The organism is Pseudonocardia yunnanensis (assembly GCF_039534065.1).
Lineage (GTDB): Bacteria > Actinomycetota > Actinomycetes > Mycobacteriales > Pseudonocardiaceae > Pseudonocardia > Pseudonocardia yunnanensis.
In genome coordinates this window covers 308,563-325,825 of the sequence record NZ_BAAAUS010000043.1, presented here as the reverse complement: position 1 = coordinate 325,825, position 17,263 = coordinate 308,563, and the positions used below count along the sequence as shown (strand labels likewise).

The 17,263-nt window shown below is 69.0% G+C and carries 16 protein-coding genes; 7 read left to right on the top strand and 9 right to left on the bottom strand.

Annotated elements, in window-relative coordinates; translation table 11 throughout:
* Positions 1-20: 20 nt before the first annotated feature.
* Positions 21-1,625: a GMC family oxidoreductase gene (locus ABD743_RS35005; RefSeq protein WP_344727485.1), complete on the top strand. Its 1,605-nt coding sequence runs from the start codon at positions 21-23 to the stop codon at positions 1,623-1,625.
* Positions 1,626-1,676: 51 nt separating this feature from the next.
* Here ABD743_RS35005 and ABD743_RS35000 read toward each other — a convergent pair whose 3' ends face one another.
* The gene (locus ABD743_RS35000) at positions 1,677-3,185 is read right to left on the bottom strand and encodes an FAD-binding oxidoreductase (protein ID WP_344727483.1); all 1,509 of its coding nucleotides are present in this window, start codon (positions 3,183-3,185) and stop codon (positions 1,677-1,679) included.
* Positions 3,186-3,585: 400 nt separating this feature from the next.
* On the opposite strand from ABD743_RS35000, the gene ABD743_RS34995 reads away from it, so the two are divergent.
* Positions 3,586-4,830 carry an MFS transporter gene (locus ABD743_RS34995; protein WP_344727481.1) on the top strand — a complete coding sequence of 415 codons (1,245 nt, stop codon included), beginning with the start codon at positions 3,586-3,588 and terminating at the stop codon, positions 4,828-4,830.
* 83 nt (positions 4,831-4,913) lie between these two features.
* Here ABD743_RS34995 and ABD743_RS34990 read toward each other — a convergent pair whose 3' ends face one another.
* The 3 genes from ABD743_RS34990 to ABD743_RS34980 are packed head-to-tail and all read right to left on the bottom strand — an operon-like array spanning position 4,914 to position 6,753.
* Positions 4,914-5,321, bottom strand: coding sequence for an arsenate reductase ArsC (locus tag ABD743_RS34990; protein WP_344727479.1), 408 nt, complete (start codon positions 5,319-5,321; stop codon positions 4,914-4,916).
* Entirely contained in the window at positions 5,318-6,382 is a 1,065-nt protein-coding gene (gene arsB / locus ABD743_RS34985; protein ID WP_344727477.1) for an ACR3 family arsenite efflux transporter, read from the bottom strand. Before arsB ends, ABD743_RS34990 begins: the two co-directional genes overlap by 4 nt.
* Positions 6,379-6,753: an ArsR/SmtB family transcription factor gene (locus ABD743_RS34980; protein WP_344727475.1), complete on the bottom strand. Its 375-nt coding sequence runs from the start codon at positions 6,751-6,753 to the stop codon at positions 6,379-6,381. The genes arsB and ABD743_RS34980 overlap by 4 nt, the downstream gene beginning before the upstream one ends.
* 77 nt (positions 6,754-6,830) lie before the next feature.
* Here ABD743_RS34980 and ABD743_RS34975 point away from each other — a divergent pair, with 77 nt between their 5' ends.
* The gene (locus ABD743_RS34975; protein ID WP_344727473.1) at positions 6,831-7,331 is read left to right on the top strand and encodes an ArsI/CadI family heavy metal resistance metalloenzyme; all 501 of its coding nucleotides are present in this window, start codon (positions 6,831-6,833) and stop codon (positions 7,329-7,331) included.
* A gap of 169 nt (positions 7,332-7,500) precedes the next feature.
* On the opposite strand, the gene ABD743_RS34970 is transcribed toward ABD743_RS34975, so the two are convergent.
* On the bottom strand, positions 7,501-8,490 hold the full coding sequence (locus tag ABD743_RS34970; protein WP_344727471.1) for a universal stress protein: 990 nt from the start codon (positions 8,488-8,490) through the stop codon (positions 7,501-7,503).
* A 306-nt stretch (positions 8,491-8,796) separates the two neighbouring features.
* Positions 8,797-9,918 carry an LLM class flavin-dependent oxidoreductase gene (locus tag ABD743_RS34965; RefSeq protein ID WP_344727469.1) on the bottom strand — a complete coding sequence of 374 codons (1,122 nt, stop codon included), beginning with the start codon at positions 9,916-9,918 and terminating at the stop codon, positions 8,797-8,799.
* A 156-nt stretch (positions 9,919-10,074) separates the two neighbouring features.
* Between ABD743_RS34965 and ABD743_RS34960 the strand changes: the two genes are divergently transcribed.
* From ABD743_RS34960 to rox, 4 genes are all read left to right on the top strand, one after another.
* Positions 10,075-10,899: a response regulator transcription factor gene (locus tag ABD743_RS34960; protein ID WP_344727467.1), complete on the top strand. Its 825-nt coding sequence runs from the start codon at positions 10,075-10,077 to the stop codon at positions 10,897-10,899.
* Positions 10,900-10,989: 90 nt separating this feature from the next.
* Entirely contained in the window at positions 10,990-11,424 is a 435-nt protein-coding gene (locus ABD743_RS34955; RefSeq protein ID WP_344727465.1) for a nuclear transport factor 2 family protein, read from the top strand.
* Between the two features lie 247 nt (positions 11,425-11,671).
* Positions 11,672-12,613 carry an LLM class F420-dependent oxidoreductase gene (locus ABD743_RS34950; protein WP_344727463.1) on the top strand — a complete coding sequence of 314 codons (942 nt, stop codon included), beginning with the start codon at positions 11,672-11,674 and terminating at the stop codon, positions 12,611-12,613.
* Between the two features lie 324 nt (positions 12,614-12,937).
* Positions 12,938-14,365, top strand: a complete 1,428-nt coding sequence (gene rox, locus ABD743_RS34945; protein ID WP_344727461.1) for a rifampin monooxygenase — start codon at positions 12,938-12,940, stop codon at positions 14,363-14,365.
* A 6-nt stretch (positions 14,366-14,371) separates the two neighbouring features.
* Here rox and ABD743_RS34940 read toward each other — a convergent pair whose 3' ends face one another.
* The 3 genes from ABD743_RS34940 to ABD743_RS34930 form a co-directional block, all read right to left on the bottom strand.
* Complete coding sequence (locus ABD743_RS34940; RefSeq protein WP_344727460.1) at positions 14,372-15,874, bottom strand: leucine-rich repeat domain-containing protein; 1,503 nt, start codon at positions 15,872-15,874, stop codon at positions 14,372-14,374.
* 148 nt (positions 15,875-16,022) lie between these two features.
* The gene (locus tag ABD743_RS34935) at positions 16,023-16,904 is read right to left on the bottom strand and encodes a hypothetical protein (RefSeq protein WP_344727458.1); all 882 of its coding nucleotides are present in this window, start codon (positions 16,902-16,904) and stop codon (positions 16,023-16,025) included.
* Positions 16,901-17,239 (bottom strand): hypothetical protein, encoded by a 339-nt coding sequence (locus ABD743_RS34930; protein WP_344727457.1) that lies wholly within the window; start codon positions 17,237-17,239, stop codon positions 16,901-16,903. Before ABD743_RS34930 ends, ABD743_RS34935 begins: the two co-directional genes overlap by 4 nt.
* Between the last annotated feature and the right edge of the window lie 24 nt (positions 17,240-17,263).

Sequence of the window (17,263 nt, the reverse complement as noted above, 5' to 3'; positions counted from 1 at the left end):
GATCGCAAGGAGATCATCCCATGACCTCGTCAGAAGAGTTCGACTACGTCGTCGTCGGTGCGGGGGCAGCCGGTTGTGTGGTCGCGGCCAGGCTTACCGAGGACCCGGCCGTGCGGGTGCTGCTGTTGGAAGCCGGCGGGCCGGACGACGATCCGATCATGTCGGTGCCCACCGGCGCGTTGAGCACCTGGCGGGGGTCGGCTGACTGGTGCGATTCCACGGTGCCGCAGCCACAGCTGGGTGGGCGTCGAATCGACATCTCGGCCGGCCGCGTGCTCGGCGGCGGAGGCACGATCAACTACACGGCCTGGTGTCGCGGGCACCGTGCCGACTACGACGGGTGGGCAGCGCGCGGCATGGAGGGCTGGGCGTGGGACGACGTTTTGCCCTATTTCCGCCGCACTGAGGACAACGAGCTGGGCGCTTCGGCGCTGCACGGAACCGGTGGCCCGATCGCCGTGACCACACCGAAGGACGTTGATCCGCTGTCGCTGGCGTTCATCACAGCCGGGGTCGAGCACGGTCTGCCGCTGAATCGTGACTTCAACGGCGCCGAACTGGACGGCGTGGGCCTGCTCTACAGCAACGTGCGCGACGGCGAGCGAAGTAGCGGGGCCCGGGAGTATCTGCGCCCCGCGTTGGCGCGGCCGAACCTGACGCTCTACACCGGCTTCCTGGTCGAGCGAGTGGTCCTGGAAAATGGTGCGGCACGGGGTATCACCGGGCAGGACAGCCAGGGGCGGGACGTCAGCTACCGGGCAGGCACCGTGGTGCTCTCCGCCGGAGCCATCCGCACGCCGCAGCTGCTCATGCTGTCCGGAGTCGGTCCCGCTGACCACCTGCGCGAGCAGGGCATCGAGGTCGCGCTCGATCTGCCCGGCGTGGGCGGCAACTTTCAGGACCACCCGATGAACATGGCCTCTTGGCCGCTGAGGCGGGGCACCACCCTGCTGGAGCACCTCGAATCGGACGAGGCCAAAGAGCTTTACGCGCGGGAGCGCCGCGGTCCGCTGGCGGCGCTGGTGCAGGCCGCGGCATTCATCCGTTGCACGGAGGACGCGCCCGCACCCGACATCCTGGCGACCCCGATGCTGTTCGACATGACCGGCGGCCAGGACCCTGGTGTGACATGCCTGGTCACCCTGCTGAACCCGCAGAGCCGCGGCACCGTTCGGCTGGCATCGGCGGACCCGCGGGCAGCGCCGCTTCTGGATCCGTGCTACCTGGAGACCGCGCGCGATCGCCGGACCATGGTGGCCGGGACACGCCATGTGCTGGAAATCTTCGCCAGCCCGACTCTCGGAGCCTCGGTGGGCCCGCTGGGGGTGCCCGCCGCGACCGACGACGCCGCCCTGCTCGACTCCGCGCGTGAGCTGATCGCCTCGATGAACCACCCAGTGGGCACCTGCCGAGCGGGACGGGACGCGGACTCCGTCGTCGATCCCACCCTTCGGGTGCACGGGGTGGCGAACCTGCACGTCATCGATTCGTCCGTGATGCCGGATCTGCCCCGCGCCTTCACTCACGCCCCGTCGGTGATGATCGGCGAACGTGGCTTCGAACTGCTGCGTGAAGCACGGACAGGGGATCCGGGCATAACTACGAGGATTGAACGCTCAGCTTGATCTTTGACCTCCGGGGAGGCGGGCGACGCGCGAGCCCAATATTGCGGTCGGTCATGCGGGCGGGATGCTCTGCTCGTACTGGAAGACGTTTCGAGGGTCGTACTTCGCCTTGATCTTGCGCAGCCGGTCGAAGTTGGCACCCCAGTATGCGGTCGCCCAGTCCTGCATTCCGACGTTCGGGACGTTGACGTAGGCGCCGTTCACGTAGGGCCGCAGCGCCTGGCTGAATTCGGCGATCCATGCCTGGGCCTGCGGGGTCAGGTTGTCGCCACTGCCCGGTACGCCGCGGGTGCCCCAGCCGACGCCCGGCTCGGAGTAGAAGAGCGCGTCGCGGTGGGGGAACGACGTGTCGCCGCGGGGACTCTGCCTGACCGCTCCGCCGAAGGCCTGGGTGAAGAAGTTGCTGTCGTCGGTGGGCGCGTCCCTCATGAACGAGGCGATGATGCTGATCGCCCCGTCCGGGAACGGTTCTTGGGTGAACTGCGAGAAGAACTTCCAGTTCGCGGGTTCGTTCTCGGTCGGGATCTGAAATCCCGAATACACGTCGCCCCAGTTGCCGACCTGCACCGTGACCTTGGGGTTGCCGACCGCGAGGACCGGGGCCAGCATCGAATTCGCCTCGGCCGGTGTCCCCTCCGCGAGCACCGCGAACAACAGGATCTGGTTCCGGTGGATCTCGAGCTGGGTGCCCAGGCGGTTGTCGGCCACCGGCGCTGTGCGCTGCCAGGTGTCGAAGACCCCGTGCAGGTCGCCGATGCCGTCCCACGTCGCCTGCAGATAGGCGACGCTCTGGAGCGGAGTCACCTTGTAGGTGAGTGATGTGACGATGCCGAAGTTGCCGTTGCCCGCCCCGCGCAGCGCCCACAGCAGGTCGGAATTTTGCTCCAGGCCCGCCTTGATCACGCCGGCGCAGTCGGCGCCATCCGCCACGACGACCTCGGCGCCGACGAGGCTGTCGCAGGCCATACCGAGGTACCGGGTGAGGAAGCCGAATCCGCCGCCGAGCGTCGCACCGGCCAGGCCCACACTGCCCTCCGTGCCGGTCGTCACGCCGAGGTTCTTCTCGGCGAGCGTGGTCACCGCTTCCAGCTGGTTGAGCCCGGCGCCGACCGTCACCGTACGAGCGAGGGTGTCGATGTGCACCGACTTCAGCTCGCTGACATCGATCACGATGCCGTTGTCCACGTTCGACCAGCCCTCGAGGCTGTGGCCGCCGCTGCGCACCCGCAGCGCGACGTCGTGCTGCCGTGCCCAGGTGAGGGCGTTCACCACGTCCTGGGTGTTCTGGACGTAGACGATGACCAGTGGGTAGTGGACGAACAGTTCGTCCCAGCCGAGGCTCGCGGCGGCGTAGTCGGGGTCGTTGCGACGGACGATGCGGCCGGTCAGCTCCGCCGGTGAGCACGTCGTCACGGCCTCGGACTCCCTGCTCACGTCGCTCGCGCCCGGAGCGTCGGAGGCCGCGACACCCGAAACGACGACCGCACCGGCCCCGACAACCGCGCCCGCGCCGGCAACCGCGGTCGCCTTGAGCATTCCGCGACGCGAAAAGCCGTTCATGGTCCGTGTCCTCTCGTCCACCTGCAAGCGCGAATCTTTCCAACAGCGATTCAGGCGAATCGGAAAGTAGCAAGGGCGACCATGGTGGGACGTCCCGACACGCACGCAACCACAGCCGAAGCACCTGACGAGGTAGACCTAGCCGATTGATCCGATCGACCGTCCGAGCGAGCCCTTCCGCCTCGATTTCCGTCTCATTCCGCAGATCATGGGCATTCAGCCGGGAGCGACTGGGCCGGCCGAACTGCCGGGCGCACGGGCCGGGGGGCTCTACCCGACTGACGGAGCTCGTTGGGGGACTTCCGGCCCGCCCAGCGGGTACAACACACAGACGCGCCGTAATGGGAGACTGCGAATCAGTACAGGCCATGCCGATCGGTCGAGCCGGAGGGACACGCCGATGGCCACCAGAGACGATGGCCGCCAGGAAGGCACAGAGCCCGCTACCGCTCCGGCCAACCCGTCCGACCGGCCCGCGGTGAGTAAATGGCGTGCGCTCGCCGGCGCGGTACTGCTCGACCTCGCCGTGAGTCCGTTGTTCGCCTGGGACGTCTTCACCGGGGCCCTGCGTCGGGATCTCGGGGTCGGCGATGCCCAGTTGGCCAGCGTCTTCTCCGTCGGCTTGGCCGCCTTCATGGTCGGGGTCCTGGTCGGCGGGCGGGTCGCCGACTCGGTCTCGCCCCGGCGCCTGGCCCTGGTCACCGGCGGCGGCACCGTGCTCGGCCTTCTGGGCAGCGCCGCCGCGGCATCGCTACCGACACTGGTTCTTGCCTTCGGTATCCTGCTCGGCGGCTCGACCGGGCTCGGGTACGCCACCGCCGTCCGCGTCGCCGGCACTGTGCAATCCGGACGCGGCCTGGCGCTCGGCCTCGTGGTCAGCGCCTACGCGGTCGGCACGGCCGTCCTCGCCCCGGTGGCCGCAGTGTTGCTCATCGCGGTGGGACGCTTCTGGACCTTCGTCGTGCTGGCCGGGGTGCTCGGCGGCGTCCTCATCGCCGCGGCTGCTCTCGTCCCCGGACGTGCGGCCGGCCCGCGTCGATCGCGGCGCCGGACCCGCAGGACCCGCCCGAGCAGGCCCATCGTCGCCCTATGGCTGACGTTCGCGCTGAGCAGCGCACCTGCTCTCGCCGCCTTCGCACAGGCCGGGAACCTGGCTGGGACACCGAGTGCAGTCGCACTCGCGGTGACGCTGCTCAACGTCGGCAACTTCGTCGGTCGACTCGTCGCCGGGCCCCTGTCGGATTCAGTGGGACGGTCCACAGCGCTGCACGGCAACTCCGCCCTGCTTCTTCTCGCGTGTCTCCCCCTGGCCGTGGGCGTGAGTGGGCCGATCGCGCTCGGCGCCCTGTTCCTGCTGGGAACCCAGTACGGCGCGCTTTCCACGCTCATCCCGGCTGCCACCGCGGATGTCGTCCCCAGCGAACGGTTCGGGAGCACCTACGGCGTGGTCTTCACCGGATGGGGCATCGCAGGCCTCCTGGCTCCCGTCGCCGCAGCGACGCTCGCCGCTCAGATCGGATACGACGGCGTGTACCTGGCGTTCCTCGTCATCGCCGTTCTGGCCTGGGCGTGCGTGGCAACCTACGCGAGGCTCGTCCATGGCACAGGCCGACACCCTGCCCACCCGGGGGATCGGACGACATGACGGTTGGTACACGGGCTCGGACCGCCTGCCCGGTCGTGCCTGGGCACCAGCTCGACCATGTCGGGCGGGCGAGGCGGACATGGCTACACCGTCGGTTCCGGGACGAGCCGAGCGAGCAGGGCGCGCACTCTCGCGTCGATCTCGTCGCGGATGGGGCGAACCTCGTCGGCGCTCTTACCGGCGGGGTCCGGGACCTGCCAGTCGAGATAACGCTTGCCGGGGAAGACCGGGCAGGCGTCGCCGCAGCCCATCGTGATCACGACGTCGGAGGCCTGGACGGCGTCAGTGGTGAGGAGCTTGGGCTGCTCGCGGGACAGATCGATGCCGATCTCGGCCATGACCTGACGAACGGCCGGGTTGATGGTGTCGGCGGGTGCCGAGCCGGCGGAGCGGACGATGACGCGGCCGCCGGCGTGGTGATCGAGGAGGGCGGCGGCCATCTGGGAGCGGCCGGCGTTGTGCACGCAGACGAACAGCACCTCGGGAGTCATGAGCGCTCCTTCCAGCGGCGGCGGGCGGCGAGGGAGACGTAGACGAGCGCGACCAGCACCGGGACCTCGATCAGCGGGCCGACGACTCCGGCGAGGGCCTGTCCGGACGTGACGCCGAAGGTGGCGATCGCGACCGCGATGGCGAGTTCGAAGTTGTTGCCGGCCGCGGTGAAGGCGAGCGTGGTGGTGCGTTCGTAGCCCAGCCCGACGAGGCGTCCGAGGGCGAAGGAGCCGGCCCACATGATCGCGAAGTAGGCCAGCAGCGGCAGGGCGATCCGGGCCACGTCCCCGGGCCGGGTGGTGATGGCGTCGCCTTGCAAGGCGAAGAGGATCACGATCGTGAACAGCAGCCCGTAGAGGGCGAGCGGGCCGACCCGGGGCAGGAAGCGGGCTTCGTACCAAGCCCGTCCGCGGGTGCGTTCGCCGAGGCGGCGGGACAGGTAGCCGGCGGCCAGCGGGACGCCGAGGAAGACCAGCACGGAGCCGGCGATGTGCCAGGGCGACACTGCGAGATCGGTCTGCGGGAGCCCGAGCCAGCCGGGGAGTCCGTCGAGGTAGAACCAGCCCAGAGCGGCGAAGGCGATCACCTGGAACACGGAGTTCAGCGCGACCAGCACGGCCGCTGCTTCGCGGTCGCCGCAGGCGAGGTCGTTCCAGATGATCACCATGGCGATGCAGCGGGCAAGCCCGACGATGATCAGCCCGGTGCGGTACTCGGGCAGGTCCGGCAGCAGCAGCCAGGCCAGCGCGAACATCACCGCCGGGCCGATGATCCAGTTGAGCAGGAGCGAGGTGACCAGGAGCCGTCGGTCGCCGGTGACGGTGTCGAGCCGGTCGTAGCGCACCTTGGCCAGCACCGGGTACATCATCACGAGCAGCCCGAGGGCGATGGGCAACGACACCCCAGCCACCGAGACGGAATCGAGCGCCGGTCCGAGCCCGGGGATCTCCCGTCCGGCGAGCAGGCCGACCGCCATCGCAGCCAGGATCCAGACGGGCAGGAACCGGTCCAGAGTGGAGAGTTTCGCGACGACGGGTGCCGAGCCGGTCTGCACGCTCACTGACCGACCGCCGCCTCGGTCGGGACGAGAACCGCGGAGAGCCGGCCGAGCGCCTCGGGGTGGACCCGGTAGTAGACCCACGTCCCCCGTCGCTCGCCGGAGATCAGCCCGGCTTCCCGCAGCACCTTGAGGTGGTGGCTGATCGTCGGGCCGGACAGGTCGAACACGTCGGTCAGCTCACACACGCACGCCTCCCCACCGGCATGTGACGCGATGAGGGAGAGCAGGCGCAGGCGGACCGGGTCGCCCATCGCCTTGAACAGCCGCGCCAGCTCCGTCGACTGCTCGGCCGAGAGCGGCTCGCGAACCAGCGGGGAACAGCACCCCACCACCTCAGCCAGCTCGACGAGCGTCCGCTCCTGTTTCGACATGCTTCTACCTTGACAGCCGTCGAGATAGCGCACAACCTCTGTCTCGACAGACGTCGAAACAAGAAGGGGTCGTCATCATGTCCCGAGTTCAGCTCGCCCTGCGGGTGTCGGACCTCGAAGGGTCCATCGCGTTCTACCGGTCACTCTTCGGCGTCGAGCCGGCCAAGCGCCGTCCCGGCTACGCGAACTTCGCGATCGCCGAACCGCCGCTGAAGCTCGTGCTCATCGAAGGCGAGCCGGACCAGCCGACCGTGATGGACCACCTGGGCGTGGAGGTCGAGACCACTGACGAGGTCCGCGAAGCCACCGGCCGGCTGTCCGACCTGGGGCTGTTCACCCAGGTCGAGGACGACACCACCTGCTGCTACGCGCTGCAGGACAAGGTGTGGGTCCATGGCCCTGGCAAGGAACCCTGGGAGGTCTACACGGTCAAGGCAGACGCACCCGACGCCACATCGATCCACCCCGTGGGCGTGTCCGCGGCGGCAGCGTGCGAGTGCGGGACCCCGAGCCAGGACAACGCCGGCGAGGGGCAGGCCGTCGAGGGCACCGCTTGCTGCTCGCCCGTGAACGCCTGACGCACCCTGCCGGGGGCACCATCCGGATCACCCCGAGATCAGTCCCTCACCTGAGTCAACGGGTGAGGGGCCGATCTTGTTGTGTCCGGCCAACTACGGCTATTACGGAACCAGCTGACTGACAGCCACATGGCCTCGCGCCGAGAAACTTCAACCGCGCAGGTCACATTCATGGCCGGCGCCCATTGCGCGGGGTCACAGCCGACTTGTCCGGCAATGGGCCGGAGGTGTGCAGGAGCGGCCGACTGGTGACGACGGTCGGGCCCCCGCAACTCCAGCAGGCCGGCTCGGGATCGAGGTCGCGGCCCTCAATTTCGCACGTGAGGCAGTGGTACGCCGACAACCTCTGCTCGCTCGACGCGTAGTCGCGAACGGGCACCACAACCGTCGGCACGGGCACGTTGCACATGATTCTGATTGCGTCGGTGTGATGGGTGGTTCCGCTCACGCCTGGCCCCATGGAACCGATGAGCTGCACCTCTCCCTGCTCCCAATGCATCGTCCCGAGACGGTCCCCGTCGACGCCGGTGACCAGAATTGGCTGGGTCAGTCCGTGACGCAACGCGAGCTGGGCCGCCACGCCGACCACGGCCTGTGACGGCCTCGGCTCGGCGTACCCATAGATGATCTGCTGCAGCCGCACCTGGCGTTCCGAGTGATAGCCGATCGGGGCGAGCACAATCGGCACCTGCGTGGCGCCTAGTAGGTCGCCGGTGACACCCCCGGTGGAGAACCGGCGAAACGGTCCGCCGCCGGCCGCGCCGAGGACCACCATGCCGGCGTCGAGTTCGGAAGCCAGCCCGAGGATCCCCTGAGCCGGTGAGCTCGCGGTGCGGGTGATGTACACGGCATTCACCTCGTCCCCGAGGAACGCTTTGGCCTCGTCGAGCCCCTCCGCCGCGGACCTCCACAGGGAATCTGCATATTCCGCAGTCCTCGCTGCAGTGTTCGGGCGGCCTCCCACCTCCGGGATGATCGTGCAGACGGTCAGCAACACGTCCGCGGAGGAGAACAGGCGCGCCGCAGCGAGCGCCGCCCTGCCACCGTTGTCCGGTGAGTACGCAACCACATAATTCATGCTGTTGTGGCTTGCCGGCCCCTGGGAGCCGGTCACGTAGCACGAGGTGTCATTACCTACTTCCATGAGCCGTTTCTCCATGCACAGTAGGAACCTATGGGATTGTTGCAAGTTGATTGACCACTTGGCTCGATATGTAATATCGAGGCAAAGCTGCCGACGACAGCCGAAAGACGCCAACCAACGTCGCAATGATGTCCGGTGTGACACATCGCACCCTACCCGCATGCCGCGACCGAGGGCGGATCATCCATGCTTGCCGACGGAATACCTACAGGTCCCATGACAATCGACCCAGCCCAGCACATAAGGGCACGTAAGGGATCGACCGGTCGATTTATTCAATTCATTGATCATGCGGTCGACGGTGACGCAGGCGACGGGGCCTCACATTCGACGGGCAGCGCGAGCGATGGTCTCCCACACGTCGAGGTCCTCGACAAGGTCGGCATGCCGGCCGACCTGCACCTGCGGGCCGTACCGGAAGATCAGCCCTGTCGCGCCGGACTCGAACCAGGCCGTGAGTCGCTGGGCGATCCGAGTGTGCGAGCCGACGAGGAACACCTGGTCGACGAACTCGTCCGGCACAGCGGCCAACGCCTCGTCGTACCGGCCCGCTCCCGTCAGCTCGATCAACCGATCACAGAGTCCGGCGAAGCCCAGCGCCTCGGTCTGGAGGCGCATCTGCTCGGCCCACTCCACCACGTACGGCCTGAACCGGTCGAGCCCCGACCGGACGTCGTCGCTGACCACCAGGTCGACGAGCGCCCAGATGTCGAAGTCCTCGCGGCGCTTGCCGGGGGCGCGCTCGAAGCCGGCCGCCAGCAACGGCTCGAACGTCGGCATCATCCCCGGTGCGAATCCCCAGGGGAACCAGCCGTCGGCGATCTCGGCGGTCAGTGCGATCATCTGCGGTCCGACGGCGGCCAGCACGACGGGCGGCTCGGGCCCGCGCTCCAGAGCGCTGACCCACGGCCGCACGCCCAGCGCCCCCTCCCCGGCGTACGGGATGCTGATCTCCGTGCTCTGGCAGTGGACGGTGTCACCCAGCCTGGCCCGGGTCGGCTCGGCGAACAGCTCGGTGGTTTCGATCGCTTCACCGTCCGCTGCGTAGGACCCAGCGGTGCGGAACACCTGACGCAGCACGTCGACGTAGTCACGCATCCGGCGAACTGGCCTGCCCCACGGCCGGCCGTGCCAGCCCTCGCAGGAGCTGGGGAAACCGCCGCCCACGCCGGCGATCACCCGACCGCCTCCAGCCATCGCGTCGATGGTGCCCAGCGCCTGGGCGAGCACGGTGGGCGGCCGCGCGGTCACGGTGGCGATGTGCGTGCCGAGGACAAGCCGCTCCGTGACCGCCGCCAGATAGCCGAGCGGGGTGAGCCCGTCGTTGCCAACGCCCTCGGCAGTGAACACCGCGTCGAACCCGAACCGCTCGCACCGGCGGATGCGCTCGAGCGGGATCGTGAATCGGCGGTCCTGCCAGGGCACCTCGGTGGCGAGTTTCATCGTGGGCCTCCGTGATCGGCTACCGGCCCACGATGCCGGGTCGACGCGCAACGGCACATCCGTCGTTCGGCAGAGGCCCGCCCGCGGGCCGGATGCTCACGTAAGTTGATCCGCTACAGAGCATCCGTGGCTCGGCCCAACCATCCGAGTGGGGACATGGACGTAGACGGACAGAGTGCACATCGCGGTATCTCAGGCACGAGCGCGCTCCTCGATGCGATCACCGAGTTCCGGACGACCTCGTCGGCGCGGGCACTGGTGGAGCAGGCCCCGGAGGCGATCGCCCGCCTGGGGTTCGACCGGGTGCTGGTGTCCCGGATCGACAACGGCATCTGGGTGCCGGAGTCGATGTTCGTCCGGCGCGATCCGCAGTGGGCGGCAGCGATCCTCCAGGCCGGCCGGGACCAGCCCACGACCCTGGAGTCGGTGGTGGAGACCGACGTGGTCGACTCGGGCAGAACCTTCGTCGTCGACGAGGTCCAGACCAACCCGAGGGTCTGCCGGCCGATCGCCGCGATGTCCCGGTCGGAGAACTACGGCGTCGCCCCGATCACCGTCGAGCGCACGGTGATCGGCATGGTGCACGTCGACTGCTACCTCCAGGGGCGGCCGGTGCACCGCGAGAAGTGCGTCACGCTAGCGGTGGCAGCGGAGAGTCTGGCCGCGCAGTTGAGCCGGCTGCTGCTGCTCGAGCAGCTGCAGGCGGTTCGGTGCACCGTCGGACGATCATGGTCGACGACGCCCACCGTCGTCGCGTCGAACGCCTCGGGCCCCGGGATGAGTGCGCACCCCGAGCTCACCCGTCGCGAAGTGGACGTCATACGCCTGATGGCCGCTGGGGAGACGAACTACCAGATCGCCCGGAGACTGATGATCACCGTTGGCACGGTGAAGACGCATGTTTCGAGCATCTTGCACAAGCTCAACGCCGCGAACCGCGCCCAGGCAGTGTCGCGCTGGTTGAGCGCCCAACCCGCCTGATCATCGGCTCTCCTGCTAGAGACCGATCGCCGGTCCGGCATTACCCCGGAGGTCATCGACCCATCCGCGCTGCCCGGCGATGCTGCTCACATGGACACCCGGGAGACGGTCGACGAACTGCTCCGCCGCGTTGCGGCCGGCGACCCCGAGAAGATCGCGGAGCTCTACGCCGACGACGTGGACTGGATGCTCGACTGGCCCGATGACGACTATTCGCAGACCGTGCCCTGGATCCGGCACCGCTCCACCCGGGCAGGGGTGGCCGACCACTTCCGTCTCATCGCCGAGCACCACGTTCCGGACGAGAGCTCCGCGACGGTCGGCGCGGTGCTCGTCGACGGGACCGACGCAATGGTGCTGGGCAAATTCCACAACACCGCGAAGCCGACCGGCCGCCGCTACGTCGCTGCCTTCGCTCTACATCTGACGGTCGAGCACGGGCTGATCACGCGTCACCACGTCTACGAGGACAGCCTCGCCGTCGCCAGGGCGTTCGCCACCGATGATCACTACGCACGGGCGTAACCGCTTTTCCGTCGCCGTTTCGTTTCGTCCGGGGTTCCAGTAGTAATGGCAGAAAGACCAACAGATTTGACACTGACAGCTCAACCCTCAGCGAGAATGTTGAGCGCGAGGTCGCCGAGCCTCGAATAGGCGTCGACCGGCGATAGAGCACTCCCGGGACTGTTACTGTCGGAGCGCGCCGGAGGAAGCAAGTCCACCGGCTCCACATGCGCTCATCGGTATACGATCCCCGAGAGGTACTCACCGCATGGAATGCCACGTTTTCACCAACCCTCAGCAGGGGTCGACCCACAAAGATCTCGTCGCGACCGCGAAGACTGCTGAGGATTGTGGACTCGCCGGTTTCTTCCGCTCTGATCATTATCGGGCGGTGGGAGACATCGCCGGGTTGCTGCCTGGATCCAGCGACGCCTGGGTGACGCTGGGAGCACTGGCCGGAGAAACGCGGCACATCCGGCTCGGCACCCTGGTGACCGCCGCGACGTTCCGGTACCCGGGCCCACTGGCCATCACCGTCGCCCAGGTCGACCAGATGAGCGACGGGCGCGTGGACTTCGGCTTCGGTGCTGCGTGGTACGAGCCCGAGCATCGCGCCTACGGCATCCCGTACCCCGACGTCGGCGAACGCTTCGACCGGTTCGAGGAACAGCTCGCGGTGATCACCGGCCTGTGGGAGACCCCCGAGGGCGAGACGTTCAGTTACCAGGGCAAGTTCTACGAGTTGATCGACTCGCCTGCGTTACCCAAGCCGGTGCAGAGTCCGCGGCCACCGATCATCATCGGCGGACGCGGACCGCAGAAGACTCCCCGGCTGGCCGCGCAATACGCCGACGAGTTCAACTTCGACTTCCCCGCACTCGAGGTGATACCACCGCAGACTGCCCGCCTGAATGCCGCGTGCGAGAAGATCGACCGCGATCCCTCGACCTTGCGTCGATCCGCGCTCCTGCTGCTGGTCTGCGGCCGCGATGACGCCGAAATCACCCGCCGCTGCGACGCCGGAGCCAACCCGTCCTACTTGTCCTACATGCTGGAACACGGACTGGTCGGCTCTCCCGGGCAAGTGGTCGACCGCATAGGGAAATTCGCGGAAGCCGGGCTCACCCGCATCTACCTCCAGACGCCGCAACAGTACGACGTGGATCACTGGGAGTTCTTCGCCGACCAGGTCCTGCCACAGCTGACGTGACCAATTCCCGCGAAATACCTCGCCGGCGCCGACCTACCTGCTGACCGCACGGCGCTGGCCACGAGGGCCGCGCCTCGGTGCGGCGGTGGCTGTTCGCGGCTCGCCCGCCGACAGCGGGCGACCAAAGGCAAAGGCAGGGAGTTGGCACCCCCCGCCACTCTCAACGTATAGCGCACTGGGGGTCTTGCGGCAAGACCCGGGTCGTGCCGCAGAATCTCCGGCCGAAGCCAGGACCTGCGGATATCAGGGATTCGGGAAGTACGGGTGCGCACCGAACCGCTCGGAGCAACTGACGAGAACAAGGTGTGTCGAATGGGGGGCTTCATGGTTGACGTGATCGTTGCCGGCGGTGGACCGACCGGATTGATGCTGGCCGGCGAGTTGCGGCTGCACGGTGTGGACGTTGTCGTGCTGGAGAAGGAGCCGGAGCCGACCAAGCATGTCCGCGCGCTCGGCCTGCACGTGCGCAGCATCGAGGTGATGGATCAGCGCGGGCTGCTGGAGCGGTTCCTCGCGCAGGGCCGGCAGTTCCCGGTCGGTGGTTTCTTCGCCGGCATCGACAAGCCGTCGCCTGACCGGCTGGACACCGCACACGGGTACGTCCTCGGCATCCCGCAGCCCATCACCGAGCGCCTGCTGACCGAGCGCGCCACCGAACTCGGCGCCGAGATCCGGCGTGGCTGCGAGGTGGTCGGGCTGAGCCAGGACGACCACGGGGTGACCGCTGATCTGGCCGACGGAACGCGGCTGCGCTCCCGCTACCTCGTCGGCTGTGACGGCGGCCGCAGCACGGTGCGCGGACTGCTCGGCGTCGGCTTCCCCGGCGAGCCCTCCAAGGTGGAGACGCTGCTGGGCGAGATGGAGGTGGCCGTTCCGCCCGAGGACGTGGCCGCTGTGGTGACCGAGGTCCGCAAGACCCACAAGCGGTTCGGCCTCGGGACCTCCGGGGATGGGGTGTATCGCGTCGTCGTGCCCGCCGAGGGGGTGGCCGACGACCGCTCGGTCCCGCCGACCCTCGAGGAGTTCAAGCGACAGCTGCGGGTGTTCGCCGGCACCGACTTCGGCGTGCACTCGCCGCGCTGGCTCTCCCGCTTCGGCGACGCCACCCGGCAGGCCGAGCGCTACCGGACCGGCCGCGTGCTGCTGGCCGGCGACGCGGCGCACACCCATCCGCCGACCGGCGGCCAGGGCCTCAACCTCGGCATCCAGGACGCGTTCAACCTCGGATGGAAACTGGCCGCCGAGGTCGACGGGTGGGCGCCGGAGGGGCTGCTGGACAGCTATCACACCGAGCGGCACCCAGTGGCCGCCGACGTGTTGAACAACACCCGCGCGCAGATGGAGCTGCTGTCCCCCGAGCCGGGTCCGCAGGCGGTCCGCAGGCTCTTGTCGGAACTGATGGACTTCGAGGAGGTGAACCGCTATCTGATCGAGAAGCTCACGGCGATCGGGGTCCGCTACGACTTCGGCGAGGGACACGAACTGCTCGGCAGGCGGATGCGGGACGTCGGGCTGAAGCGGGGGCGCCTCTACGAGCTGACGCACGGCGGCCGCGGACTGCTGCTCGACCAGACCGGGCGGCTCTCGGTGGCGGGCTGGGCAGATCGGGTCGATCACGTCGTCGACGTCAGCGAGGAACTGGACGTGCCCGCGGCGCTGCTGCGGCCGGACGGCCACGTGGCGTGGGTCGGTGAAGACCAGCGGGATCTGCTCGACCAGCTGCCCAGGTGGTTCGGCGCCCCCGTCAGCTGAGCACTGTCACGCGAGCCCGCCGACGAACACCCCTTTCGCGCGCAGAGCCTCGATGCCCGTGACCCGGGTGGGATCGCTCTCCGACAGGTCGACGCCCTCCAGCGCGGGCATGTCACGGAGGGGGCCGACGTCGGCCAGGGGGTTGCCGCCGATCGAGAGCTCCTTGACGGCTGGGCATCCGGCCAGCGTGGCCGCGTCGCGGATGCGGTTGCCGGACACGTCCAATGTGGTGAGGGCCGGCAGTGCCTGAAGCGCGCTCGGATCGGCGATGAGGTTGCGCCCCAGCCGCAGCCTGTCCAATCGGGACAGCCCCGCGAGCGGGGTGACGTCGGCGACCTGGTTGTCGCTGACGTCGAGTTCGGTGAGGTTGGCCAGCGACGCCAGCGGCCTGAGATCGGTGACGGCGTTTCCCGACAGCCCGAGAAAGCGGAGCTGAGTCAGTCCGGCGAGCGGGGCGATGTCCGTCACCTCGTTGCCGGACAGGCCCAGCTCCTGCAGCGAGGTAAGGCCGGCCAGTGGGCTCAGGTCGCGAACGGCGTTGTTCGTCAGTGTCAGGGCGGTCAGCTGCGGCGCCTGCACCAGGGCGGACAGCTCCCCGACGTTGTTGCCCGACAGGTCCAGGTCCACCAGGTTCGGCAGGTGGTCGAGCCCGTCCAGGACCGCTATCCGCCCGCCCTGTGCAAGGTCGCCGTTGCACGTCAGGTGGAAGACGCTGTTCAGCTCCCGCTCCGACACGCGATCGCCGCTCATGCCGTCGACCGCTCCGCGGACGCAGGCGGCGAGGGCCGGGTCGGGGAACAGGTCCGCGAGCTCCAGGCGGCTGCCCAACTGCGAGTACCCGGCCCAGCCGGCACCCGTCCCCACCAGCAGGATCGCGCCCACGAGGCTCCACCGGGCCGCTCGCCTGCCAGAGGTGGACGCCACCGCGGGCGCTTCGGGCTGGGGGCCGTTCGCGCGGGCCGGCAGAGACCACCAGCGGGTGACGACGACCACCAGCACCAATGCGGCCACGCCGACGACCGCCGCTGCCACGATGGGGACGCGCTGGACGTTTCCGCCGCGATACGCCAGGGGCTGGACGGCGAGTCCGAGCAGCGCGATCGCGTACAGCAGTGCGGTGACGACCGTGATCGCCGCGGCTATCACGCCGAGCAACCGGTCCCGGAGCAGAGCAGCCAGCCCGGCCACGACCAGCACACCGCCGACCACCACCAGCCCGAGGGGAGCCAGCACCGTCGCCGCGTTGGTGGCCACCTGGGTCAGTGGGAAGTCCAGGCTGAACAGGTGCAGCGCGTCGGTGCTGACCGTGGTCGCGACGCCTACGCCAACGATGACGATGCCTGCGACGACGATCGCGGCGCCGAGCGCACGGGTCCTCCGGACGAGCGCCGCGAGGGCGGCCAGCAGCGGGCAGCAGGCCATGGCGACCACGAGTGCTCTGCTCGACAGGTCGTACGGGGCGAGCGCCACGGCCACCGCTACGCCGGCGATGCCCACGACCGATGACACGACGATCAGACTGCGCGGAACCGCGGACCTCCAGGCATCGGACCATCGCCCGGCGGGCGCGGGGTGCGCCAGGACCCTGGCGGAAAGATCACGCTCCGTCAAATGCGCGCCGCGCAGGCCGACGACGACGATGGGACGGCACGGTGGGTCAGGTCGCCTTCCGGAAAATGTCGGTGACCCGGTGCCCCACTGCGGTGCCGAAGCGCTCCTCGTCCTCCAGCAGTTCGAGACGGCGGGCGAGGGCACTCTTGTTCACGTCCACTGCGGACTCGATCAGCGTGGCGTAGGTCTGCACGGCAGCGCGGCCGCGGAGCCAGCCCGTGGTCCACACCCCGGCCGCGATCACGGCGGACGGCCACCAGAAGGCGGCGACGACGAGGTAGCCCACCGCCCAGCCGGCGTGCAGCGCGGCGGCGTCGAACACCGACCGCGCCGCCCTCAGCTCGCTTCTCGTCGAGTCGTCGACGACGAGCCAGAGCCGCGGCCACCACGACTCGAGGTCGGCGCCGTACTGGTGGTACACGCGGGCCTCGACAGCCGCGAGCTGATCGCCCATCCAGGTGGAGCGGGAGGGCCGGGACAAGGAGATCGCGTTACGACGGGCCGCGCTGCGGTGTAACTGCTCGACATCGCCCTCCTGATCCGCTGTCCACGCGGCGGCGTCAGCCGAGTCCCATCGCCTCCGGCGCCGTTCCACGAGCCGATCGCTCACGAGCCGCGCCGGGCGTCCCCACGCGCCCAGCCACAGCCGTTGGATCAGGCCCGACAGCGCACGGACGATGAGCCCGACACCGCTGCACACCAGGAGCAACACCCCCAGGAGAAGAACCTGGGACGCCACGGGGAGCGCGCCCACCGCCCGGAACCAGGTGTCCACCGCGGTGGCGAGCCGACGGCCGTCCAGCGCCGACGACTGGCCCAGCGCGGCAGCAACGCCGGCGACCGCGACCAGCAGGAGGCTGGGCAACAGCAGCAGCGAGATCCACTTCTCGGCGAGCCGTTTGCCCAGCTCCCCGAAGAAGGACGTCATGCGCGACCCGGGCGCAGGGGTTCGTCGAGCACCCAGCAGCGCTCGTCCGGGACGGGTCCTCCCGGTTGCCGCCGCACGGCGCGGTCGCACGCCTCCCAGGGGCAGGCGTACACCTCGCCGGTCGGCCGCCCGCGGAGCCCGGGCACCGACTGGTAGCCGCCTCTCAGTGCATCGGCCGGGATCCCGAGGCGCGGCAGCAGGTCCGCGACGGGCGAACCCGCCCGCACATCGGCGAGGACGGCGGCGAGCTCGTCGGAGAGACCCTGCCGACCGGCCGCTGCCCGTAGCTGAGGCAACGTCCTGCAGAAGGCCGCGAGGTGATCGTCCGCATTCATCCGGATCATCCTGGCAGCATCTGC

Bases quoted from the DNA above. Each gene is read 5' to 3' on its own strand.
- ABD743_RS35005 (WP_344727485.1), top strand. From the start codon at position 21: ATGACCTCGTCAGAAGAGTTCGACTACGTCGTCGTCGGTGCGGGGGCA.
- ABD743_RS35000 (WP_344727483.1), bottom strand. From the start codon at position 3,185: ATGAACGGCTTTTCGCGTCGCGGAATGCTCAAGGCGACCGCGGTTGCC.
- ABD743_RS34995 (WP_344727481.1), top strand. From the start codon at position 3,586: ATGGCCACCAGAGACGATGGCCGCCAGGAAGGCACAGAGCCCGCTACC.
- ABD743_RS34990 (WP_344727479.1), bottom strand. From the start codon at position 5,321: ATGACTCCCGAGGTGCTGTTCGTCTGCGTGCACAACGCCGGCCGCTCC.
- ABD743_RS34980 (WP_344727475.1), bottom strand. From the start codon at position 6,753: ATGTCGAAACAGGAGCGGACGCTCGTCGAGCTGGCTGAGGTGGTGGGG.
- ABD743_RS34975 (WP_344727473.1), top strand. From the start codon at position 6,831: ATGTCCCGAGTTCAGCTCGCCCTGCGGGTGTCGGACCTCGAAGGGTCC.
- ABD743_RS34970 (WP_344727471.1), bottom strand. From the start codon at position 8,490: ATGGAGAAACGGCTCATGGAAGTAGGTAATGACACCTCGTGCTACGTG.
- ABD743_RS34965 (WP_344727469.1), bottom strand. From the start codon at position 9,918: ATGAAACTCGCCACCGAGGTGCCCTGGCAGGACCGCCGATTCACGATC.
- ABD743_RS34960 (WP_344727467.1), top strand. From the start codon at position 10,075: ATGGACGTAGACGGACAGAGTGCACATCGCGGTATCTCAGGCACGAGC.
- ABD743_RS34955 (WP_344727465.1), top strand. From the start codon at position 10,990: ATGGACACCCGGGAGACGGTCGACGAACTGCTCCGCCGCGTTGCGGCC.
- ABD743_RS34950 (WP_344727463.1), top strand. From the start codon at position 11,672: ATGGAATGCCACGTTTTCACCAACCCTCAGCAGGGGTCGACCCACAAA.
- rox (WP_344727461.1), top strand. From the start codon at position 12,938: ATGGTTGACGTGATCGTTGCCGGCGGTGGACCGACCGGATTGATGCTG.
- ABD743_RS34935 (WP_344727458.1), bottom strand. From the start codon at position 16,904: ATGACGTCCTTCTTCGGGGAGCTGGGCAAACGGCTCGCCGAGAAGTGG.
- ABD743_RS34930 (WP_344727457.1), bottom strand. From the start codon at position 17,239: ATGAATGCGGACGATCACCTCGCGGCCTTCTGCAGGACGTTGCCTCAG.